General features: G+C 70.8%; 1 protein-coding gene. It reads right to left on the bottom strand.

Annotated elements, in window-relative coordinates; genetic code table 11:
* Nucleotides 1-329, bottom strand: a 329-nt coding sequence (locus AC3A6J_RS28060) for a bacteriophage T4 gp5 trimerization domain-containing protein (RefSeq protein WP_487863281.1), incomplete at both ends; no start/stop codon positions are given.

Below are 329 nucleotides of genomic sequence, written 5' to 3'. Positions count from 1 at the left end.
TCACGCCGCCATTGACCGTCTCGGTCAGCCCACCGGTGACCATGCGCGTCTCGCCACCCGTGATCGTCTCGGTCGCACCGCCCGTGATCGTGCGCGTCTCGCCACCCGTCACCGTCTCGGTCGCGCCGCCCGTCACCGTGCGCTCCTCGCCGCCGTCGATGGTCTCCACCGCGCCGCCCGTGATGTGCCGCTCCTCGCCCGCCTCGTAAGTGGCCGACTCGTGCCCCTTGATCAGCGTGGTGCGCGTCTTCTCGGTCGTGTGCGTCTCGTCGCCCTCCACCTCCACGTCGAGGTTGCGCTCGGCATGCAGCAGGATCTGCTCGGCGCCC

The sequence above is a fragment of the Variovorax sp. Soil_C_39 genome (genome assembly GCF_057656815.1).
The sequence above is the reverse complement of the archived record's forward strand: the minus strand, read 5'-3'. Positions and strand labels throughout refer to the sequence as shown.